This window comes from Sinobaca sp. TMA16-18, from assembly GCF_059510535.1.
Window position 1 is genome coordinate 42,204 of sequence record NZ_JCAKFM010000009.1, and the last position, 19,727, is coordinate 61,930.

Annotated in this window: 18 protein-coding genes; 16 read left to right on the forward strand and 2 right to left on the reverse strand. The window is 49.5% G+C overall.

Features of this window, described 5'->3' with window-relative positions:
* Positions 1-255: 255 nt before the first annotated feature.
* The 13 genes from AC5W14_RS14495 (at position 256) to AC5W14_RS14555 (ending at position 13,156) form a co-directional block, all read left to right on the forward strand.
* The gene (locus tag AC5W14_RS14495) at positions 256-459 is read left to right on the forward strand and encodes a YjfB family protein (RefSeq protein WP_496194881.1); all 204 of its coding nucleotides are present in this window, start codon (positions 256-258) and stop codon (positions 457-459) included.
* A gap of 176 nt (positions 460-635) precedes the next feature.
* Entirely contained in the window at positions 636-986 is a 351-nt protein-coding gene (locus tag AC5W14_RS14500) for a flagellar protein FlaG (protein ID WP_496194882.1), read from the forward strand.
* A gap of 151 nt (positions 987-1,137) precedes the next feature.
* Complete coding sequence (gene fliD / locus AC5W14_RS14505) at positions 1,138-3,156, forward strand: flagellar filament capping protein FliD (RefSeq protein ID WP_496194883.1); 2,019 nt, start codon at positions 1,138-1,140, stop codon at positions 3,154-3,156.
* 33 nt (positions 3,157-3,189) lie between these two features.
* A complete protein-coding gene (fliS, locus tag AC5W14_RS14510; RefSeq protein WP_496194884.1) occupies positions 3,190-3,702 on the forward strand; it encodes a flagellar export chaperone FliS in 513 nt (170 codons plus the stop codon).
* Positions 3,699-4,055, forward strand: a complete 357-nt coding sequence (fliT, locus tag AC5W14_RS14515; protein WP_496194885.1) for a flagellar protein FliT — start codon at positions 3,699-3,701, stop codon at positions 4,053-4,055. Before fliS ends, fliT begins: the two co-directional genes overlap by 4 nt.
* Before the next feature lie 242 nt (positions 4,056-4,297).
* A complete protein-coding gene (locus AC5W14_RS14520; RefSeq protein ID WP_496194886.1) occupies positions 4,298-4,678 on the forward strand; it encodes a DUF8042 domain-containing protein in 381 nt (126 codons plus the stop codon).
* Between the two features lie 242 nt (positions 4,679-4,920).
* Positions 4,921-6,345 carry an NAD-dependent succinate-semialdehyde dehydrogenase gene (locus tag AC5W14_RS14525; RefSeq protein ID WP_496194887.1) on the forward strand — a complete coding sequence of 475 codons (1,425 nt, stop codon included), beginning with the start codon at positions 4,921-4,923 and terminating at the stop codon, positions 6,343-6,345.
* 179 nt (positions 6,346-6,524) lie between these two features.
* Positions 6,525-7,112, forward strand: coding sequence for a ribosome hibernation-promoting factor, HPF/YfiA family (gene hpf, locus AC5W14_RS14530; RefSeq protein WP_496057481.1), 588 nt, complete (start codon positions 6,525-6,527; stop codon positions 7,110-7,112).
* A gap of 235 nt (positions 7,113-7,347) precedes the next feature.
* Positions 7,348-9,882, forward strand: a complete 2,535-nt coding sequence (gene secA, locus AC5W14_RS14535) for a preprotein translocase subunit SecA (RefSeq protein ID WP_496194888.1) — start codon at positions 7,348-7,350, stop codon at positions 9,880-9,882.
* Positions 9,883-9,971: 89 nt separating this feature from the next.
* Positions 9,972-11,076 (forward strand): peptide chain release factor 2 gene (gene prfB / locus AC5W14_RS14540; protein ID WP_496194889.1). Its coding sequence is split into 2 segments (ribosomal slippage): positions 9,972-10,043 and positions 10,045-11,076, totalling 1,104 coding nucleotides; the frame shifts between segments, so codons are not numbered across the junction.
* 15 nt (positions 11,077-11,091) lie between these two features.
* Complete coding sequence (locus AC5W14_RS14545) at positions 11,092-11,871, forward strand: SDR family oxidoreductase (protein WP_496057478.1); 780 nt, start codon at positions 11,092-11,094, stop codon at positions 11,869-11,871.
* A gap of 85 nt (positions 11,872-11,956) precedes the next feature.
* Positions 11,957-12,250, forward strand: a complete 294-nt coding sequence (locus tag AC5W14_RS14550) for a c-type cytochrome (protein ID WP_496057477.1) — start codon at positions 11,957-11,959, stop codon at positions 12,248-12,250.
* A gap of 252 nt (positions 12,251-12,502) precedes the next feature.
* Entirely contained in the window at positions 12,503-13,156 is a 654-nt protein-coding gene (locus AC5W14_RS14555; RefSeq protein WP_496194890.1) for a M23 family metallopeptidase, read from the forward strand.
* A 188-nt stretch (positions 13,157-13,344) separates the two neighbouring features.
* Here AC5W14_RS14555 and AC5W14_RS14560 read toward each other — a convergent pair whose 3' ends face one another.
* Entirely contained in the window at positions 13,345-13,473 is a 129-nt protein-coding gene (locus tag AC5W14_RS14560) for a hypothetical protein (RefSeq protein WP_496194891.1), read from the reverse strand.
* Between the two features lie 37 nt (positions 13,474-13,510).
* On the reverse strand, positions 13,511-14,626 hold the full coding sequence (locus AC5W14_RS14565; protein ID WP_496194892.1) for a cysteine desulfurase family protein: 1,116 nt from the start codon (positions 14,624-14,626) through the stop codon (positions 13,511-13,513).
* Positions 14,627-14,838: 212 nt separating this feature from the next.
* On the opposite strand from AC5W14_RS14565, the gene AC5W14_RS14570 reads away from it, so the two are divergent.
* The 3 genes from AC5W14_RS14570 (at position 14,839) to uvrB (ending at position 19,723) form a co-directional block, all read left to right on the forward strand.
* Complete coding sequence (locus tag AC5W14_RS14570) at positions 14,839-16,293, forward strand: S41 family peptidase (protein WP_496194893.1); 1,455 nt, start codon at positions 14,839-14,841, stop codon at positions 16,291-16,293.
* A 96-nt stretch (positions 16,294-16,389) separates the two neighbouring features.
* Positions 16,390-17,562, forward strand: coding sequence for a PDZ domain-containing protein (locus tag AC5W14_RS14575; RefSeq protein WP_496194894.1), 1,173 nt, complete (start codon positions 16,390-16,392; stop codon positions 17,560-17,562).
* 181 nt (positions 17,563-17,743) lie between these two features.
* On the forward strand, positions 17,744-19,723 hold the full coding sequence (gene uvrB / locus AC5W14_RS14580) for an excinuclease ABC subunit UvrB (protein ID WP_496194895.1): 1,980 nt from the start codon (positions 17,744-17,746) through the stop codon (positions 19,721-19,723).
* The last annotated feature ends 4 nt before the right edge of the window (positions 19,724-19,727 follow it).

The window sequence follows — 19,727 nt, forward strand, 5'->3', positions numbered from 1 at the left end:
ATTTTTAACGCTATTTTAAAACATGACCAGCCCTTTAAGTGAAACTTCACAAACAATATCAGATATTATTTAACCCAAAGTGATAAAACAATTGAAATTGCTACCCAAAGCAAATTTGGTACATAAACCCTATATTTTACATAAGTTGTGTTCCTCTTTCAGTCCAGGCTTATTCCTGATTTAAAAGAGTTAAAGATGAATGAAAATGTTGTTTGATTCGCATATCATTTTTTATTCTAATTGAAAGAAGGTGCTATGATGGATATTGCTGCATTATCTATGACAATGAGTCAAGGAGAAGTGAAACAACAGGCGTCGGTCTCGATGATGAAGAAAGTGATGGGGCAGGCAGGTGAACAAAATGAAGCTCTAAAAAAGCTGATGGAATCAGCGGATGTGCAAAAGATAGAGCAAGCAGCCCAGCCGCATTTGGGAGGAAGTATTGATTTTAAAAAATAATAGAGGATGTGTAGAACAGCCTATGCGAACAAGTATTAACAAGATGCAGAAAAAGAAATAGGATACATGACATATTATTCATTAAATAATACTTTTCAATTAGAAGATTGTCATTTTTGTAGAAAAAAGGTATTTATCTATCTCAAGATAAGACAAAAAGGAAGAAGGAATGACCTATGAGTGAGGGGATTTCAGGATTCAGCGATGCGGTACAGTTTTGGAAGAAAGCAGTCATGGAAGAACAGAAAGTGACTCCTATTGAGCAGGCTGATAAAAAAGTCGTCCGTCCCGGTATTGAAAAGGGCTATGACGCTATTTTATTATCCAATACTGTGAGCGAAGGAAATAAGCTGATGAGGCATACGAGCCTGGAGTTTTCCCTGCATGAAGATCTGCACCGGACGATTGTTAGAATAGTAGACCGTGATACAAAAGAATTGATCCGCGAGATACCGCCCGAAAAATTTATGGATATGGCAGCGGCATTTATGAAACAGGCAGGATTAATTGTGGATGAGAGTGTTTAAAATACAACGAAAACCTCAGCTGATCAGTTGGGGTTTTGTTATATGCGAAATACATAGCCGTCCGAATACTTTTTTTACAGCAAAAGGTTTAGTTTATCGCTGTGCAGACCGATAAAGAGAGTAGAGTTCGAGAACGAGAGGATGAAATGAGATGGCGATGAACCGGGTTACCGGCTTTGGATCCGGAATGGATATTAATCAGATGGTAAAAGATCTTATGCGCGCCGAGCGGATGCCGATGGATAAGCTCACGCAGAAAAAAACAACGATTGCGTACCAAATGGAGGAATACCGCAGCGTAAACCGCATGTTTAACGATTTTCGCACGAGTACCTTCGATACCGTCATGCGTGCTTCCAATATGCAGGCACGTACGGCGGCTTCAACGAACGATACCCGGGTAACATCAACAGCTAACGCCGAGGCCGGAAATTCCAGCTACCAGCTCAGCGAAGTCCGTGAGCTGGCGAAAGCGGCTTCGTTAACAACCTCGGCGCGGGTTGGGGATGAAACGTTTAAAAGCACCGCCAGCCTTGGTTCGCAAAGCTATGCAGCCAATGCGCCGGAATGGAAATCGGGCGTCACGCAGAAAGAAACGCTGCGCGTCGATGGTACCCAAACCACATTTACGGTATCAAAAGACAATCTGAAAACAGATGCAGCCGGCGACATGATTGTAAAAGGAAGAAATCAAAACTACGAAGTCGTTACAGGCGATGCGCCGCTTACAGCTAATCAAGTTCGCGTTACTTTTGCCGGAGACGGCAGCAGCATGGAGCTGGAATTCGGCAAAGCCCCGGCAAGCGGTGATGTCAACGTTGATTATCTTACAACGAGTGCCACGCAGACATTTAATCCGACCGCAGCCCAGTCAACTTTCTCGATTGGAAAAGGTTCAATAGATCCGGCGACTCTTGATATCCGCATAGGCGGCGGAGGGCCGTTAACGATTGTTACGGATCCCGATCAGACGCTCCAGGCAGGTGAAGCCTACTTAAATAGTGCCACCGGACAGATCCGCCTGTCGGAAGCTACGACGGAAGCCTTAGAGGTAAACTACACCCAGCAGTATGAAACCGGGTCGATTTCCACCTTTAACGCGGAAGGCAAAGAAGTGAAGGAACAGTTTATTATCCAGAGCGGCCAGTCGCTTGATCAGGTTATGACGGCGGTACGTAATTCAAAAATAGGCGTGCAGGGCTTTTACGATCAATTTACCGGAAATATTTCCATGAACCGTTCTGAAACCGGGAAATTTAATCCGGAAGGTCCCGAAATGACGTTTGAAGGAAACTTTTTTCAAAATACGCTTGGACTGGGCAGTGCCAACTATACCGATGCCTCAAATGCAAAGTTCACGTTGAATGGAATGGATACAGAGCGCACGTCCAATACATTTACCGTTAATGGCATGACGATGACATTAAAGGATACGTTCACCGCTGCGGAAGGCGCGGTCACGCTTTCTTCCACTGTTAATACGGAAGGAGTGTTTGATACCGTTAAAGGGTTTGTAGATGAATACAATAAAATGCTGGAAACGATCAACGGCAAGCTGAAGGAAACCGTAAACCGAGATTATCCGCCTCTCACCGATGAACAGCGCGCGGAGCTCAGCGAGTCAGAAATTGAGAAGTGGGATAAATTGGCTCAAAGTGGCATGATCCGTAACGATCGCATTATCAGTAATGCGATGACAACGATCCGTAACGATCTCTATGGATCAGTCAACGGCTCGTCTTTTGAAAATTTAACGTCGCTCGGTATTACAACAACGAGAAACTATATGGACGGCGGCAAGCTGGAGATTGATGAAACGAAGCTCCGTGCTGCGATTGAGTCTGATGCTGAAGGTGTGTTTAACGTGTTTGCCGCTAACGGAGAGACGAAGGACGAGCAGGGTGTTGCCCGGAGGATGCGTGACAGCCTCGATACCGCAATCACGCAGATTGCCGAGCGGGCCGGCGGGTTAAAAGGAAAAGTACAAAACAATCAGTTTACGCTCGGGCGGGAGCTTATGAATACGGATGACCGTATCAGCGATTTTGAGCGCAAGCTGACGATGATTGAAGACCGCTACTGGAGGCAGTTCAGCGCAATGGAAAAGGCGATGTCTGCGGCAAATAACCAGTCCAACATGATCTTTTCGATGTTTAACAGCAACCAATAATAAAACAGCACTACGTCTGGGAGGACAGTACACATGGCATTTAACCAAGCACAGGACCTTTATAAAAAAAATATGCAGGCTGCGGGACCCTCTAAGCCGCTTGCTTCCGTCAGTACGATGGCAAGAGAAACAAAAGCCCCGGCTCCGTCTCTGAATGCTCCATCGCAGGCGTATAAAAATCAGTCGGTACAGACCGCATCCAAGGGAGATTTAACGCTGCTGCTGTATAACGGCTGCCTGAAATTTATCAGCCGGGCAGAGACCGCGATCATAGCAAAAAATCCGGAAGAGCGGCACACGTTTATTATGAAAGCCCAGGACATTATCCGCGAGTTGATGATCACACTTAGAACAGACAGCGATGTGGGCAAAAATATGATGCAGCTGTATGACTTTATTTTATCCCGTCTGAAAGATGCCAACGTAAACAATGATCCAAAGGCACTCCAGGAGGCAGCCGGGCTTGTAACGGACTTCCGCGATACGTGGAAGGAAGTAATGAAACTCGACCGCCAGCAGCGTTTCGGCAGCGGAGGCCAGGCATGATTGAGGCTTTGTATGAAGAAACAAAGCAGCTCCACGACTTAGTTACCGGTGAGGCTCCTGAAGGAGAAGCTGACCGCGAAGCTTATTTAGAGCGCGTGAATGAACATTTGTCCAAACGGGATACGCTTCTTGCCAACGTTTCTGCATCGGGAACGTTTACACCAGAAGAACAAAAGCTCGGTGAAGAAATGACAAAAATGAATCAAATCATTGATGCCCATATGGAAAATGTGCTCGAACGCTGGAAAAAAGACGTGCAGCAGCTTAAAGCGAAAAAGCAGTCCAACAAGCTTTACCAGAACCCTTATGCAGAACCGGCTTCTGACGGCGTATTTTTTGACCAGAAGAATTAATAGAATTTTTATAAGTATAAAATAACGAAACAAATAGGCGGCGACTCAGGCAGAACAGCCATCGGTGAAGATAAAGAGGGCTCTTTCCTCTTTAGCTGAGGCATGGCCTGCCGAAAGCGTCCGCCTGAAAAAGTCTATACCTTTCCAACAACACAAAAAACCTGCCCATTCCGGAGCAGGTTTTTTGCTTTTTTTTCAGCAGGCAGGCGTGATAGGGTTAAGGCAAAGGGGGGGATCAGGCGATGGCGAAATCATTGGAACGGGCGGAGCTGGATTTTCTGGCTACATACTCCGCTCTGCTTGATACGTTGGAGGATGGATTCAGTTCGGTAGCGTATTTCTACCGGGAAGAGTTTGAAGAAAGCGGGGACCGCCTTCTGTTGCAAATGCTCGACAGCGTACTGCCTTATTCACCGGAAAACATGACGATGGCGCATATTTTATCCGAACGCGGGGAGCATCAGCACGTATTAAAACAGTTTTATCAGGCGACAGCGGAAGCGGAGAAAAAGCTGGAAGGAAAGAACCGTCATGAAAAGATCACGTACATGAGTACGGTGCTGCTGCCGGTATTCCAGCGCTGGAAGCTGTTAGTGGACGGCCTGCAGACGCAGGAGGATTAATCTATGTATTCGGGGGGAGATAGAGGCGCTGTCTGGTTTTTACTATAACAGGAAACAGAGAGTCTGCCTGTTTCCCTATGTAAAAGAAACGTTCCGCAGTATGCTGCTGGCGTGTCCGTACGTTACGTACGGCATCCGTTCGACGAAATTAAGACTCTTTCTAGAATAAACTTCCATCAATATGGGTATAGAGTACATGTGGTAACGAACGAAAAAACGTGATTTCAAAAGGAGTGTCCGTATTGGATAGTAAACTTTACATCAACGGAGAATGGAAAGAAGGATCCAAGGAACGCTTTGACGTACTTGATCCCGGCACAGGTGAGAAAATCGGCACCGCAGCCAATGGCGGCAGCAAAGAAACAGACGAAGCCATTGAAGCGGCGAATGAAGCATTTAAAACATGGTCCAAAACAACGGCCGGCGAACGGGCTGAATATATGAAGAAAATCCACCAGCTTATGCTTGAAAAGAAAGATGAGCTCGGTGAACTGATTACGAAAGAAATGGGAAAGCCCCTGCATGAAGCAAAAGGGGAAATTGAATACGCCGCTTCCTTTATTGAATGGTTTGCTGAAGAAGCGAAACGCGTATACGGCGAAACAATTCCGGCGAGCTCTACGGAAAAACGGATTATGGTTATCCATCAGCCGGTCGGCGTTGTGGGTGCGATCACGCCGTGGAACTTCCCGCAGGCAATGGTCACCCGTAAAGTGGCGCCGGCGCTCGCTGCAGGCTGCACTGTAGTCTTAAAGCCGGCAGAAGACACACCGCTGTCCGCGTTTAAATTCGCGGAAATCTGCGAAGAAGCCGGACTGCCGAAAGGCGTATTTAACTTAATCAGCGCCGACAGCGGTTCGGAAATCGGCGAAGCGATGATGAGCAATAAAGCTGTCCGCAAAGTAACCTTCACCGGCTCCACCGAAGTCGGCAAAATCCTCATGAAACAGGGTGCGGATCATATGAAGAAACTTTCGCTTGAGCTGGGCGGCCACGCACCGATTATCGTACTCGATGATGCAGATGTGGATAAAGCCGTCACCGGTACACTTGCATCGAAATTCCGCAATGCCGGGCAGACATGTGTGTGCGGCAACCGGGTTTACGTGCAGGAAGGCATTTACGATGAATTCGTAGAAAAATTCCAGAAGAAAGTCGCAGAGCTGAAAGTCGGCAACGGCTTTGACAAAGTCGATATCGGTCCGCTGATTAACAAAGACGGCTATGAAAAAGTAGAGCGTCACGTGAAAGATGCGGTCGAGCAGGGCGCCAAGGTTGTTCACGGCGGCGATGGCTACGAGCAGGACGGCGCTTATTTCTACAACCCGACCGTGCTGAAAGATATTAATCACGATATGGTGATTATGAATGAAGAAACGTTCGGTCCGGTAGCGCCGATCCAGAAAATCTCCACCGATGAAGAAGGCGTGCGTCTTGCCAACGATTCTCCGTTCGGTCTTGCTTCCTACTTCTTTACTGAAAGCATGAGCCGCGGCATGAAAGTAGCCGAAGGACTTGAATTTGGTATTGTCGGCTGGAATGACGGCGCGCCGTCTGCCGCCCAGGCACCATTCGGCGGCTGGAAAGAAAGCGGTATGGAACGTGAAGGCGGCCACCAGGGACTGGAAGCATTTCTTGAAACTAAATATATTTCCATGGGATTGTAAAAAAACCGGGCGCTTCGATCATGAAGCGCCTTTTTCTGTGTATAAGGTCCTGAGCCCTTGTTCCGAAGGGAAATTTTTAAAAAATAAATGCCCTTTTTTTAAAATTTCTTTTGGGTTTAAGAAGGTATATAAGAGTGGAATAGAGAAGTGTAGTAACAACCGAGAGGAGGAGTTTACTAGTGAATTACAACATTCGTGGTGAAAACTTAGAGGTGACTCCCGCATTGAAAACATATGTGGAGAAAAAAGTAAGCAAGCTTGAGAGGTATTTTGATACTACCCCGGTTGCAGATGTTCACGTAAAGCTTCAAAAGCAAAACAGCGACAGCATTATTGAGGTGACGATTCCAATGCCGCAGCTATTACTGCGTGCCGAAGAAAATCATGCCGATATGTACGCGGCTGTGGATCTTGTAGTGGAAAAGCTGGAAAGGCAGATTCGTAAGTACAAAACAAAAGTAAACAGAAAATTCAGACAAAACGGCAGCGTCAAGCAGCTGTTTAATAACAACATGGAAGCCCTGCAGGAGCAGGTATCCCAAAATGGGGACCCGTCCAACGCAGAATTTCCTGAAAATCCGGTCGATGATCTTGAAGTCGTCCGCACGAAGCGCTTTAATTTAAAGCCGATGGATGCAGAAGAAGCGATTCTGCAGATGGACATGCTCGGCCACAATTTCTTCGTTTTCTCCAACGCAGTAAACGGAGACACAAGCGTTGTCTACAAACGTAAAGATGGAAGATACGGGCTGATTGAGCCTGAATAAATAAACAGCCGGACAGCAGACATGCTTCCGCACAGACAGGAGTCCTTTCGGGGGCTCCTTTTTGCATCCCGTTTTTAATTGTAAGCTCCTATTGAAACTGATAGAATAATATAAGGTATGAAGAAAAATAATTGATACTATAAGTACTCGATTTTCCTCTGCTGCACAGGCAGGAAATATATATGGACAATCGATTCTATTTCCCAGAAGGGGAAGAGAGGACGATGATGAACAAATGATGGGCATGCTTAAAAAAGTAATAGGAGACACCGACCAGCGCCACGTAAAGAAAATGCAGAAAACAGTGGAGGCAGTGGAATCCTTTGCTGACGATATGAAAAAACTGAGTGATGACGGCCTCCGTACCAAAACGGAGCAGTTTAAAAAAGACTATGCGGACGGAAAATCGCTTGACGATCTCCTCCCGGAAGCTTATGCCGTTGTCCGGGAAGCAGCAACCCGCGTCTTAAAAATGACGCCGTTCCCGGTACAGATTATGGGTGCGATTGTCATGCACCGCGGCAACATTGCGGAAATGAAAACCGGTGAAGGTAAAACGCTCGTAGCCACCATGCCGGTGTACCTGAATGCGCTCGCAGGAAAAGGCGTGCACGTGGTTACCGTGAACGACTACCTTGCCCGCCGGGACAGCGAAATGATGGCGCCGCTTTATGAATTTCTAGGCATGCAGGTCGGCCTGAACCAGAAAGGCATGACAAAGGACGAAAAGCGCGAAGCGTACAATTTTGATATTACGTACAGCACAAACAACGAGCTCGGCTTTGACTACCTGCGTGACAACATGGTTCTTTACAAAGAGCAGATGGTCCAGCGCCCGCTCAACTTTGCGGTTGTCGATGAAGTCGACTCGATTTTAATTGATGAAGCGAGAACGCCGCTCATTATTTCCGGTACCGCGGAGCAGTCAACGAAAATGTATGCAACCGCCAATACGTTTGTGCGCCGCCTGGAACTGGAGACGGATTACACGTACGATGAAAAAACGAAAAACGTTCAGCTCACAGAAGAGGGCGTGAACAAGGCGGAATCTGCTTTTCAAATTGAGAACCTGTATGACCAGCGCCACGTGCAGCTGATTCACCATATTAACCAGGCGCTTAAAGCACGTGTCGCGATGCACCGCGATTCCGACTATGTGGTCGAAGACGGCAACGTCGTCATCGTTGACCAGTTTACCGGCCGGTTAATGAAAGGCCGCCGCTACAGCGACGGGCTTCATCAGGCAATTGAAGCAAAAGAGGGAATGGAAGTTCAGAAAGAAAGCATGACGCTCGCCTCGATTACGTTCCAGAACTACTTCCGGATGTACCAGAAGCTTGCCGGGATGACCGGTACGGCCAAAACAGAGGAAGAAGAGCTCAAGGACATTTACGGAATGAGCGTTACCTCCATTCCGACAAATAAACCGATCGACCGGACGGACAGCCCGGATCTTATTTTCAAATCCAAAGCCGGCAAGTTCAAAGCGGTTGTGAATAAAATTGAAGAATTGTACAAAACCGGCCAGCCGGTGCTCGTCGGTACGGTAAGCGTGGAAACATCCGAGCTTGTCGCAAACCACCTGCAGAAGCGGCGCGTGCCGCATCACGTACTGAACGCAAAGAACCACGAAAACGAAGCAAGAATTATTGAAAACGCCGGCCAGCGTTCCGCTGTGACCATTGCGACAAACATGGCCGGACGCGGAACCGATATCAAACTCGGTGACGGCGTACGTGAGCTCGGCGGACTGTTTGTGCTTGGTACCGAGCGTCACGAAAGCCGACGGATTGACAACCAGCTGCGCGGACGTGCCGGACGCCAGGGGGATCCGGGTGCATCCCAGTTCTTCCTGTCTATGGACGATGAGCTGATGCGCCGGTTCGGATCCGATAACATGCGAAGCATGATGGACCGCCTCGGCATGGAAGAAGACCAGCCGATTGAAAGCAAGCTCGTCAGCCGCGCGGTGGAACAGGCCCAGAAGCGGGTGGAAGGCTCCAACTTTGATGCCCGTAAACAGGTCCTGCAGTATGACGATGTGATGCGCGAACAGCGTGACGTCATTTACAAGCAGAGAATGGAAGTACTCGAGTCCGATAACCTCAGCGCGATCGTGAAAACGATGATCGGTACGGTCATTGAACGAACCGTCCATATGTACACGCCGGAAAATGAAGTGCATGAAGACTGGGATCTGGAAGGTCTGACGCATTACCTGAGCGGTACCGTGCTTTCCATGGATGATCTGAAAGTAAAAGACATCGAAGGACTGGATTCCGAAGAGATTATTGATAAAGTCAAAGGTATTGTGATGACGAAGTATGATGAAAAAGAAACAGAACTTTCCGCGCCGACGATGCGCGAATTTGAAAAAGTTATAATGCTGCGTGGAGTGGACCGTAAGTGGATGAACCACATTGACCAGATGGACCAGCTCCGCCAGGGTATTCACCTGCGGGCGTATGGCCAGAACGATCCGCTCCGTGAATACAAGTTCGAAGGCTTCAACATGTTTGAAGACATGATTGCTTCAATCGAAGAAGAGGTAGCCACCTACGTAATGAAAGCCCAGGTGAACAACAACCTGGAGCGTAAAGAAGTGGTCTCCCAGAACCAGGCGGTTCACGGAGAAACAGACCGCTCCGCCGCCGCGAAAAAGCGGCCGGCCCGAAACACCGAGGATGTAGGAAGAAACGACCCCTGCCCATGCGGCAGCGGCAAAAAATACAAAAACTGCCACGGCCAGGAAGATACGAAAGCTCAATAAATAATTCAAGGGGAGGAAAGGCGGACGAGTCTCCTCCTCTTTTTTTTCAGGCTTCTATAGAAACAACGATAAGGAAAAGGGGAATTACAATGGAAATCGCAGACATTCGTAACGAATTATCAAAAATGAGCAAGGTGCTCGACGACTTTAGGGGGTCTCTTTGACCTTGCTGCCAAAGAAGAGCGTATAGCAGAACTGGAAGAAAAAATGACGTACCCGGACTTTTGGGACGACCAGAACAATTCGAAAAAAGTCATTGACGACGTGAATGGTTTAAAAGAAACGGTCCATGGTTTTAAAGAGCTCGAAGAGGAGCTTGAAAACCTGGAAGTGTCCTACGGTCTCGTCAAAGAAGAGCCGGAAGAGGATTTAAAAAAAGACCTGGACGACGGCATGAGTGCCCTGCGCCGGGCGATCAGTGATTATGAGCTGCAGATGCTCCTCAGTGAACCGTATGATAAAAATAACGCGATCCTGGAGCTGCATCCAGGCGCAGGCGGAACCGAGTCCCAGGACTGGGCTGCCATGCTGCTGCGGATGTACAAGCGCTGGGCGGACCTGCGTCACTTTTCCGTCGATATGCTCGATTACCAGCCGGGCGACGAAGCCGGCGTGAAAAGCGTGACGCTTCTCATCAAAGGACGCAACGCCTACGGCTACCTGAAAGCGGAAAAAGGGGTGCACCGCCTCGTACGAATTTCGCCGTTTGATTCTTCCGGACGCCGCCACACGTCGTTTGTTTCGTGTGAAGTGATGCCGGAAATGGACGACGATGTAGAAATTGAAATCAACACCGAAGATTTAAAAATAGATACGTACCGCGCGAGCGGTGCCGGCGGACAGCACGTCAATACGACCGATTCCGCTGTCCGGATCACCCACCTGCCGACCAATGCAGTCGTCACCTGCCAGAACGAACGCTCCCAGATCAAGAACCGCGAGCAGGCGATGAAAATGCTGAAAGCGAAGCTCTACCAGTTGAAGCTGAACGAACAGCAGGAGGAAATTGATGAAATCCGCGGCGAACAAATGGAAATCGGCTGGGGCAGTCAGATCCGTTCGTATGTGTTCCATCCGTATAATATGGTCAAAGACCACCGCACCAATTTTGAAGTCGGCAATACCGGCGGCGTGATGGATGGAAAAATAGATCCCTTTATTGATGAATACCTGCGTTACAGCATGAAAGCATAAAGGAGGACATTGGATATGGATTTAGGGCTGAAAGGAAAAGCCGTAGTAGTACTGGCTTCGAGTAAAGGACTTGGGTTTGCAACCGCCTCTTTGTACGCAGCTGAAGGTGCGAACGTTATGCTTGCCGGTCGCACCGAAGACAGCCTTGAAGAAGCGGCTGCCGCTGTAAAAGGAGAAGGTTCCGTATACTGGCAGGTGTGTGACGTGACCAGGCCGGAGGACATTAAGCAGCTGATGAAAGAAGCAGAGATGAAGCTGGGCGGCATTGATGTGCTGATCAATAACACCGGCGGGCCGCCGGCGGGCGACTTCGAAGACATGGAAGATGAAGACTGGCAGTATGCGTTTGAGCTGACGCTGTTCAGCTATATCCGTGCCATACGGGCTGCACTGCCGCTTCTCAAAAAAAGCAGGGGGCGGATCGTCAATATTGCCTCTTCTTCGATTAAACAGCCGGTCGATCACCTGCTGCTGTCCAATACGTTCCGCTCCGGCATTGCCGGTTTTTCCAAAAGCCTGGCGATCGAATTTGCGCCGCACGGCATCTTAATTAATACCGTCGGTCCGGGAAAAATAGAAACCGGCCGGATGAGAAGCCTGCTTGAAAAGAATGCCTCCCGACAGGGCGTGGCGGTTGAAGAAGTGAAAGAAAAAAGCGAAGCCGCGATTCCACTTGGGCGTTTCGGCATGCCGGAAGAGTTTGCCAGGCAGGTCGTGTTTCTCGGTTCGCCGGCCAATACCTATACAACCGGCCAGATCCTTCTCGTCGAAGGCGGAGCGGTCAGCGCTTATTAGTTCATGAAGATCCCCTGCGTTTTTATTATAGAAAAGCAGGGTATAAAGGAAGCAATAAGACAATTGAATAGAGAGGGGTATTATTATGAAAAAAGCATTGCTGGCTGTTGCAGGAGGATCCATGTTTATGCTTGCAGCCTGTGGCGGAGGAGGCGGCGACGAAGAAGATACGACGGCGGCTCCGGAACAGCTGTATCAACAGAGCTGTGCGACCTGTCATGGCGAAAACCTGGAAGGCAATAATGGCCCGGCACTCGATGGCGATCTCGATGAAGGCCACGTACTTACGATGATTGAAAACGGCGGCGACGGCATGCCGGCTGGATTATTGGAGGGCGCGGAAGCAGAAAGTGTTGCAACCTGGGTTGCTGAGCAGTAGTATATAAGTAACGGTTAAAGAATGGAGAGGCCTCTCTCCTTCTTTTTTTGTTTACTTACCAGGTATTTAGACCTGATCTTTACCTCCTTTTTCATCCTCTGCTTTCCCACACGCATTTCTTTCCTGTAAGAAACCCAATGTTGCAACGTACGCAGTATGTATTTTAAAAAGAGGTGAGGCGCTATGTAAGAGGAGCGGCGTATTAAGTATGGCCATTGTTCCTTCGTCCAGTAAAAAATAGGAAGTGACTGCATGGAAAAACGAATCTCCTGCTTTAAACCAAAGGGTCCTTTAAAAAACACAGCGCTGCATAAAAAACGGATCTGCTTCACCGCCGCCGCGGTCTGCCTGTTTGTTTTTGCCGGGCCGGAGCCTGCCGCAGGGAAAAAGGTTATTGTCCGCCCGCCGGTACCGGCAGAGCATGTAAGAACAGAAGCGGCGGTATTTTCCGATTCGACGGTTTCGGTCCAATCCTTTTCCGCCCCTGTCACAGCAGAAGAGTCCTCCGGATTTGTCCGTCCGGCAACCGGCCGGGTCACGTCGGAATATGGTCCGCGTAACGGCCGTATGCATCACGGTATTGATATCGGGCGGGGCGGGCGCATCAATGTCCCTATTACAGCCGCAGCCGCCGGTACGGTAGTGGAAGCCAAATACCGCAACGGGTACGGCAATACCGTGATGGTATCCCATAGGATGAATGGCAGGGAGATGATGACGCTTTATGCCCACCTTGCGTCCATCGGTGTGACAGCCGGCCAGACAATAGACCAGGGAGATACACTCGGCCTAATGGGTAATACAGGCGCTTCGAGAGGGCCGCACCTTCATTTTGAAATTCATGAAGGCTTCTGGGATACGCAGAAATCCCGTTCCGTGAACCCGCGTAAATATGTTACTTTTTAAGCAGAAAGAGAGACTGTCCCAAAATTTACTCTGTAGACTGTATTCTTCGTTTTACCAATAATAAGAGAAGCCGGACGAAAACCCTCGTATTCCTTCCAAAAGGAATACGAGGGTTTTTACATACAGCGAGGGTCCTTTCTTTTGACAACAGGGTAAAACAAAACCATAAAAAAGGACCAGGCGGGGACTCAGGCAGACCAGCCATCGGTGAAGATAAAGAGGTCGACCTTTTCCTCTTTAGCTGAAGCATGGCCTGCCGAAAGCTTCCACCTGGATAAACCTCTGCCTTTTTTTAGATTCTGATAGAGGTGTTTCATTTTTTAACAGTCCGTTTAGGACAGCCCCGCTCTTTTGTTAAGTAAGAATAGCCTTCAATGCTTCAACAACCGTAAACACATCCTCATCGGTGCTGAACGGTCCGAGGCTGAAGCGGACAGATCCTGCACCTTCCTTGTCTGTCAATCCGAGTGCGCGGAGCGTCGCGGATAATTCAACTGAGCCGCTGTGGCAGGCAGCGCCGGTGGAGGCAGCCAGAAACGGCATCTGCTGGAGAAGGTCCTGCCCGGTGATGCCGGTAAAGCGGACATGAAGCGTGTTGGGAAGCGTATGCACCGGATGGCCGTTACGGTGCACTCTTAGCGGGAAGTTCTGCTGCAGCAGTTCCCAGAATAAGTCGCGCCGCCGTTTTACCGCGGTCATATCAAAGGAAGCCGCATCCGTGCAGGCTTCACCGAGCGCGGCGGTAAACAGTACATTTTCCGTCCCGGCCCGACGTCCTTTTTCATGAGGAGCCCCGTGCAGAAGCGGCGGGAGAGCTGCTGTTTTTCGCATATATAATGCGCCTATACCTTTCGGGGCATATATTTTATGACCGGCTATCGTTAAATAGTCAACGCCGAGCTCATCGACATTGACAGGTACTTTGCCGAGCGACTGGGAAGCGTCGCTATGAAACGGAATCCCAAACCGGTGTGCTATTTCGCTGATTTCTTCAATCGGCTGGAGGGTTCCCGTCTCGTTATTGGCATGCATGACGGAAATGAGCGCCGTGTCTTCGGTAATAGCAGCTTCAATATCGAACGGATGAACACGGCCGAAAGAATCTGTTCCGACATAAGTAACGGACGCTCCCTGCTTCTCCAGATACCGGCACGGTTCCAGTATGGCGGGGTGTTCAATCGTCGTCGTAATAATATGGCACGGTTTTGTTCCGCAGCGCTCAAATATCCCTTTTAGCACATGGTTGTTCGCTTCGGTTCCGCCGCTCGTAAATATAAGTTCGTCCGGATCGGCTCCAATAAAGGCAGCCACACGCGTCCGTGCGGTCTCAACCGCCTGTTTCGCTTCGGTTCCAGCCCAGTGGGAGGCGGAAGGGTTGCCGTAGGAACGCTCCATCCAGTAGGAAAGAACGTTTTTTACATTGGGGGAAAGCGGAGTGCTGGCATTGTAATCCATATAAACCTGATGCATGATAGATCCCGCCTTTCTATAATATCTAGTATTCATATTTTAGCATACGCCCTGCAGGCAGATATCTGGAAAGTGGGGATATTTTCATTTGTTACATGCTTCTTTCATGCTAGAATAAAGGAAGTATGTTCATCGTAATGGAGGATACATAGACCGGCCGGCGCGAATACTGCAAAGACAGCACCCACAGCACATAATGGAGTGGATTATATATGGGATGGAATAAAAAAGCGGCCGCGGCGCTCACAGGAGCTGCGCTGGTCGTGGGAGCAGGAGGCGTCGTTATAGGCGCCAATCTGCCGGGTACCGATTCTGGTTCATCCGGCAGCACGAACCAGGCCTCTACCGGAAATGGACACATGGAAGACATGGAGCGGTTCGAGCAGGTGTATAACACAATCAGTGAAGATTACATGGATGAAGTGGACTCCGGCCAGCTGATGGAAGGAGCTATGGAAGGAATGATCGAAGAACTGGGCGATCCCCATTCCTCCTACATGAATCAGGAAATGGCAGATGAATTTACCCAGTCGCTGGAATCTTCTTTTGAAGGAATCGGGGCAGAAGTCAGCCTCGTGGATAATACCGTCACAATTGTGGCGCCATTCAGGGATTCCCCGGCGGAACAGGCAGGCCTGCAGCCTAACGACCAGGTGCTCGAAGTTGACGGGGAGTCGACGGAAGGTGAAACCCTTAACGAAACGGTACTCCGCATCCGCGGCGAGCAGGGGACGGAAGTTACGCTTACCGTGCAGCGTTCGGGAAGCAGTGAACCTTTTGATGTTGTAGTTGAGCGTGATGAGATTCCTGTAGAAACCGTACAATCTGAAATCATAGAAGAAGACGGCGTCCAGGTCGGTCATCTTGCGTTAACCTCTTTCGGAGAGAGTACGGCTTCTGAATTTGAAGAACAGCTTGCCTCCCTGGAAGAAGAAGGCATGGAGGCGCTCGTTATCGATGTGCGCGGCAACCCGGGCGGCTTTTTAAATGCCGTGGAGGAAATAGGTGAGCTCGTTATCGCAAGCGACAAGCCGCTCGTGCAGATTGAAGACCGCAATGAGCAGGTGGAGGAATTTACGAGTGATCTTTCCGAACCGAAAGACTATCCAATTGTCGGGGTGATTGATGAAGGAAGCGTTTCTGCTTCCGAGATTCTGGCAGGTGCCTTAAAAGAAGCCGGCGGCTATGACCTGGTCGGCCAGAAGACGTACGGAAAAGGAACCGTTCAGCAGTCGATGGAGCTTGGGGACGGCAGTCAGCTGAAGCTGTCGATGTTTAAATGGCTCACACCTGACGGAAACTGGGTGGACGGCGAAGGCGTAGAGCCGACAATCGAAGCCGAACAGCCTGATTACTTTACTTCTGCGGCACTTGATCCGGAGAATCCATTGGAACCCGACCAGGTAGGCGAAGAAATCGAAACCGCCCAGTCGATGCTGCAGGGACTCGGCTATGAGCCGGGCCGCTCCGACGGGTATTTCAATGAGGAAACCGAAGCAGCCGTACAGGCTTTCCAGGAGGAAGAGGATCTGGAAGCAAGCGGCATTATTGATGAGGAGACAGCAGAAGCGCTGAACCAGGCCCTGCTCGAAAATATCCGTGATCCGGAAAACGACGATCAGCTTGAGCGTGCCCTGCAGGAAGCAGCCGAGCAGTCATCTGAATAAACAAACTGCAGGCAGGGCGTGTCCTGCCTGTTCTTTTCTTCATGAATACAGAAGGTTTACCAACTAAGTCAAAGGATAGGAAAGGAAGGTGCTTCATTGGACTGGACAATGTGGTTATGGGAAATAGCGAGGGCCATTGGCTGGTTTTTCGCCAATCCTCTTACATATGTGATTATCGGAGCGGCACTATTGATAGGTTCGAAAAGAGTAAAACAGGAACGGAAAGATTTTAAAACGAGGCTGTACCCACCGCTTTATGATGTGCTTGTTTCTGTCGGGCCGGGCATTCTTTACGGCCTGCTTATATCGGTGCTGATTCTTATTTCAGGGCTTTTCGTGCCATTGGAAGTACTTGTCCTGGCAGGGCTGTTATGGATTCTGTTTATTGTCACAGGTCTCCTGCGCTTTGCCACACCGGCTCACGTGTTTGGACTGAGCCTAATAGCCGCGTATGTGGTTCCGCTTGTCTGGAACCCGTCCAGCGGCTTCTGGGGCGGTGCAGTGTCGTCCCTGGAAGCAGCGGACCTGCGTCCGGTGCTCGTACTGATCGCACTGCTCGTTCTCGGAGAAGGGCTGCTTCTGCTTCGCACAAAGCGCCATCATACTTCTCCATATTTGTTTAAAACCCCGCGCGGAAAATGGCAGGGGGCCCACCGCTTAAAGCGTGTATGGCTGCTTCCTGCATTTATTCTCGTACCGGGAGACGCGCTTCAGGCCGCAGGCTGGTGGCCGTTGTTTCCTATAGAAGGAACCGGGCTGTCGCTGCTGTTGTTTCCGTTTGCTGCAGCCCTCAAGCTGAATATTATCGGAAGCGTTCCCCAGCAGGCGGTCCGCCGTACCGGCGGGAAAGTGCTGCTGTGGGGGTTTGTTCTTGCCGCCGCGGCCGGAGCCGGCTACCTGGTGGATTATCCGGTCTACATTGCCGCTGCAGCGGCGCTTCTCGGAAGAGAGTGGATTACCTGGTCCCAGAAGCGTCTGGAAACATCCAGCCGGCCGATTTATACCGTGCCGGACCGCGGCCTGCGCGTAGCGGGCATCCTTCCTTACTCCCCGGCTGAGAAAATGGATATCAAGCCGGGTGAAATTATTACGAGAGTAAACGGACAGACGGTTACGAATGAAAATGACCTGTATCAGGCAATTCAGCTCAATTCCGCCTACAGCAAAATCGGCGTCGTCGACCTGAATCAGGAGCTGCGCTATACGCAGATTGCCGTTTATGCAAACGAACATTATCTGCTTGGCTTATTGCTTGTAAAACAAGAGTAGGATGCTTATACTTTATAGAACCAGACGAAAAGACCATCTTCCGAAGATGGTCTTTTACGTCTTTAAGAAACGAACGTGCATTCGTTTTTTGCGTTTGGAAACCGCATATATGTGGTATAATAGAGCAGACTAATAGACGGGAAATAAAGAATAATATAGGAATATGGAGGCGGAGCACGCCATGAGCGAAGCATTTGAATTAGTATCCGAATACAAGCCGGAAGGCGATCAGCCGAATGCCATAAAAGCATTAAATGAAGGACTCCGTGAAGGGAAAAAGTATCAGACGCTGCTCGGAGCGACAGGAACGGGAAAGACATTTACCGTGTCGAATGTCGTGCAGGAGATTAAGAAGCCGACTCTGGTTATAGCCCACAACAAAACGCTGGCGGGCCAGCTGTACAGCGAATTCAAAGAACTCTTTCCGAACAACGCGGTGGAGTATTTTGTCAGTTACTATGATTACTATCAGCCGGAAGCCTACATTCCGCAGACCGATATGTTTATTGAAAAAGATGCCAGCATTAATGATGAAATTGATAAGCTCCGCCACTCCGCTACAAGCTCCCTGTTTGAGCGTGAGGATGTAATCGTCGTTGCAAGTGTGTCGTGCATTTACGGACTTGGTTCCCCGGAAGACTACCGGGAGCTTGTGCTGTCGCTACGCAAAGATATGGAAATGGAGCGCAATGAGCTGCTGCGCCGACTCGTCGATATTCAATACGACCGCAACGATATAAACTTTGTACGCGGAACGTTCCGCGTACGCGGCGATGTAGTGGAAATTTTCCCGGCGTCCCGTGATGAACAGTGCATCCGCGTGGAATTTTTCGGGGATGAAATTGACCGTATTACAGAAGTGAATGCACTTACAGGGGAAATCAACGGAGAACGCAGCCACGTCGCGATTTTTCCAGCCTCCCACTTCGTAACAAGAGAAGAAAAGCTTAACAAAGCGATTATCAATATAGAAAAAGAGCTCGAGCAGCAGCTGGCCGTATTCCGGTCCGAAGATAAACTGCTGGAAGCACAGCGGCTCGAACAGCGGACGAGGTACGATATCGAAATGATGCAGGAAATGGGATTCTGTTCCGGAATTGAAAACTACTCCCGTCACCTCACGTTCCGCAACCCGGGAGATTCACCGTATACCCTGCTTGATTTCTTTCCGGACGATTTTCTCATCGTTGTTGATGAGTCCCACGTCACGCTGCCTCAAGTGCGGGGCATGTACAACGGGGACCGGGCGAGAAAAGAAGTGCTCGTCAACCACGGGTTCCGTCTGCCGTCGGCCATGGACAACCGTCCGCTCAAGTTTGACGAATTTCAGGAACGCATTCATCAGGCGCTGTTTATCTCTGCGACTCCTGGAGCGTTCGAAGAAGAACATACGCCGGAAATGATTGAACAGATTATCCGTCCGACCGGTTTAATTGATCCGACAATCGACATCCGTCCGATTGAAGGGCAGATTGATGACCTGATCGGTGAAATCAACGAACGGGCTGCGAGGAATGAGCGCGTCCTGATCACAACGCTCACAAAGAAAATGTCGGAAGACCTGACCGATTATTTAAAAGAAGTCGGGATCCGCGTGAAGTATCTGCATTCCGATATAAAGACGCTGGACCGGATCGATATTGTCCGGCAGCTGCGCATGGGGCACTTTGATGCGCTCGTTGGGATTAACTTATTAAGAGAAGGGCTCGATATTCCGGAAGTATCGCTCGTTACCATTCTCGATGCAGATAAAGAAGGATTCCTGCGTGCCGAGCGTTCATTGATTCAGACGATGGGACGGGCTGCACGAAATGCCAACGGGCACGTCATCATGTACGCCAACCGAATTACGAAATCGATGGATATTGCTATATCCGAAACGAACCGGCGCCGCGAAATACAGCTGGCGTATAACGAAGAGCACGGCATTACGCCGAAAACGATCCAGAAATCCATCCCGGCATTAATTAAGGCGACTATTGTGACCGAAGATGGGGAAGAAGTGGAACAGGTACCAATGCTTTCGAAAATGAACAAAACCGAACGCCGGAAATATGCAGATGAGCTTGAGGCGGAAATGAAGCAGGCAGCAAGAGACCTGCAGTTTGAACGGGCCGCCGAGCTTCGTGACCTCGTTCTTGAATTAAAAGCGGAAGGATAGATAG